3 protein-coding genes are annotated in these 2,999 nt (G+C 32.0%); all 3 read right to left on the bottom strand.

Going from position 1 to position 2,999, the window contains the following annotated elements; genetic code table 11:
• Positions 1-93 precede the first annotated feature (93 nt).
• The 3 genes from ABD792_RS08325 to ABD792_RS08315 all read right to left on the bottom strand — a co-directional run bounded on the left by ABD792_RS08325 (position 94) and on the right by ABD792_RS08315 (position 2,773).
• Complete coding sequence (locus ABD792_RS08325) at positions 94-648, bottom strand: RNA 2'-phosphotransferase (protein WP_345005436.1); 555 nt, start codon at positions 646-648, stop codon at positions 94-96.
• Positions 641-1,420: a hypothetical protein gene (locus ABD792_RS08320; RefSeq protein ID WP_345005435.1), complete on the bottom strand. Its 780-nt coding sequence runs from the start codon at positions 1,418-1,420 to the stop codon at positions 641-643. The genes ABD792_RS08325 and ABD792_RS08320 overlap by 8 nt, the downstream gene beginning before the upstream one ends.
• Positions 1,421-1,588: 168 nt before the next feature.
• Positions 1,589-2,773 carry a Shedu immune nuclease family protein gene (locus ABD792_RS08315; protein WP_345005433.1) on the bottom strand — a complete coding sequence of 395 codons (1,185 nt, stop codon included), beginning with the start codon at positions 2,771-2,773 and terminating at the stop codon, positions 1,589-1,591.
• Positions 2,774-2,999 lie beyond the last annotated feature (226 nt).

The following is a 2,999-nucleotide window of genomic DNA, read 5'->3' as shown; positions in this document are numbered from 1 at the left end:
AAATAAAAGCCCTTAAAAGGGCTTATTTGTGTCTTGTTTTTAGAAAATTAAGGGCTTGCGCAACGGCTACTTTTGTTACCTGCTGTTACTCTTTCACTCGTCATTCTGTTTCAAATATTTTGTCGGCACATTGTCAGTCAACCAAACGCCATTGTCAGAAATGTAAAATTGAAAATTGTCGCTATACATTTCTTCTGCAAGTACCTTAAACACTATAGGTTCTCCATGTCGTTGTCCAACTTTGATTGCTGTTTCAATGTCGCTACTCAAATGAACATGTTGTCTGCCTCGCTTTTCAAGTCCTGACTCTAAAATTGATTGAACTGATTTTTTTCCAGTTCCATGAAATAGTATCTCTGGTGGCTTTTGATTTATGTAACCTAATTCAATTTCTATTGAGTGTCCTTGGCTTGCTCTGATTTTGTCAAATGTGTCATTAAAAGAAAATCTTTTTTTCGTATTTGTCGCAACAATATGATTTAGTATTTCTCTGTCAAATTTTATTCCGTAGTCGTTTGCTTTTTCAATTAGTTCATTGACATCAGTCCAGCCATTTTGGTTAAGTTGAATGTCGATTGTTTCAGGTTGGTGTCGCAATACCAAACTTAAAAACTTGCTTATATGTGTTAGTTGCTTGTCGCTAATCATTTTCTATTAAGTCGCAGTGATACCAATTTACAAATAGCAAATTGAATGTTTTATTAATTTTTAAAATTTCGTTTTTCGTGTTGTCGTTCCATTGAGCAATACAAAGCTCAATTACTGTTTCGTCAAGAAGGGCTCCAAAATAAGTAGTGTTGTTTGTCTTAAAAGCAAAGCCATTTACAAGAACTTCTCCATTGATTATAACTTGTCCAACAGAATGGCATTTCAAAAGTGTTTGCAGTTCTTTGAAGTTTATTCTCAAATTTGGAGAACCAATAATTTTTCTAACGTGGCAATTTTTGAACAAAGTGTAGTCTTCACTCTTTTTGCTGTGATTTGTCCAAATTTCCTTAATGTCATTGAACTCTTCTTGAACTTGTGATAAAGAACTCATGTTTAAAAACTCTTTCTGCCTGTAATCGTCTTCGTGAATAAAAATATCAAATTCAGTTTCAGTTGTCTTTGTTGTTGTTTGAGGAAATTCGTTTGAAATTGTCGGTGTGGTGAACCAAATGTCGTTTGGGTTCATTTTCTCAACTTTTCTCATTTTCAAAATAAGGCTTTTTGTTTTGACGAAGTCAGCGGAGTTTACAGGTATAGCTTCTTCAACATTCCAATCATTGTCTTGAATGTGCATTGTTGTCTCCACCGAAAATGTTTCAGGTAATTGGTTTGCCGTCATTTCTGAAACTCCAATTGTCTGTCCATTGAAGTTGTCAATGAACTGAACTCTTATTTTGTCATTTGTTCCAAATATTTTGTCAAATAGTCCCATTGTCTGTTTTGGTGTGACGGTTTGTAATAGCAGGTAACGTTGAGTATATGCAAAGTAGGCGATTGCGGGCTTCAAACTTATCAAACCGTTGAGAAGTTGAAGCGGGCTACAACCGTTGAATTTACTACTAATTCGCCTATTTTGTATATACATTGTTAGCGATTGTTATTATATGATTTTCAATTGTTTAATCAAAATATCAAGTCGTCTTAATAGTTCATCATATGTAAAAATATCAATAACGTTTTTATATTTCCTTTTTATAATTTCAAAATCATCAAGTTGCGGTTTGCTCAATTGATTATCCCTTCCCATAATGATAATTGCAGATGGATTAACAATTTTTATTTCTAAATCATTTGGTAGTTTAGACTTATATTTTTTGTTTAAGTCAAATTCCCCTTGTTTGCCAATTTTGTTTAGATAGAAAATATATTTCTCTATTTGCATTACTGCTCCTGACAAATCTCTATTTGGTATATGATTGTCTCTGTATTGTGACTGCGAAACAATGCTTTTTTCAAATGGAATTTTAATCTCCATTATATCCAAATTTCCCATAAAATCAATCAATCCAAAATCGAGTCTGCGAATTTTACCGCTATAAACATCCTTGAATTTAAGTTCTCTAATTGCTTGTATATATTTTGGATATATTAATAGTACTAACTGCAATATTTCTGATTGCCACTGGTCTTCTGAATATTTAATTTCGTTATTAAGCATAGTTCTTAATTTATCCAACAAAGTACTATACTTTAATATTTCAGAATCCTTGAAAGAAGATTTTAAATTACTTTCTATTTTAATAGTTTTTGCATTTACATAAGTCTTGTACTGAGTTTCTTTATCCTTAACAGAATCAAAATAGTTGCTTATTATCGAGGTGATTTTTGCTGACCTGTAAAGTTTAATCTCATGTGTCGTCGGGAAAGATTTTATAAGGTTTCTAAATTCACCAAAAGGTAAAACAGTCTCATTTTTACCTCCAATGTAAATAGATTCATTAATATTAGAATCAATTGTCCGAATAAGGGATACTTTTTCTTTTGCTACAAAAAAATCTTCTCTAAAATCTAACTCTTTTGCAAAATAGAATTCGTTTTTTATTCCAAAAACGCTCTTATCTAATTTGTAATAGTTCTCTATCAGATTTCCGATAACAAAAAAGTATTCAGGGTCTTCAAAATCCTCAATAACTTTCTCATGAAAATTAGCTTCCTGAACCAGAAAAACGCCCTTGATTTTGAATGGTTTTTTACTATCAAGACGACGATCAATCCAGTCTGGTGCTCCATAATCTGAATAGTATTTTAATAATAGAAGTTTTTCTTTTTTTACTATTTCAATCATCGTGTAATTTGGTCTGTCTGGTACTGTTTAATAACCGCTAACGGTTTGGCTATGCTTAGTGCGGGATTAAGAGCACTTTATTTTCGGCATAGCCATATGTTTATTAATATTCATTTACTCCCAATTCAGCACCAAAACCCGCATTAAGTATAGCCTTTGTGCCTGTTGCACAACTCGAATATAAGAAAGAAATTTCGTATTTTAGTATATGCAAGGCAAAAAACAA

The sequence above is a fragment of the Snuella lapsa genome (assembly GCF_039539345.1).
GTDB lineage: Bacteria > Bacteroidota > Bacteroidia > Flavobacteriales > Flavobacteriaceae > Snuella > Snuella lapsa.
The sequence above is the reverse complement of the archived record's forward strand: the minus strand, read 5'-3'. Positions and strand labels throughout refer to the sequence as shown.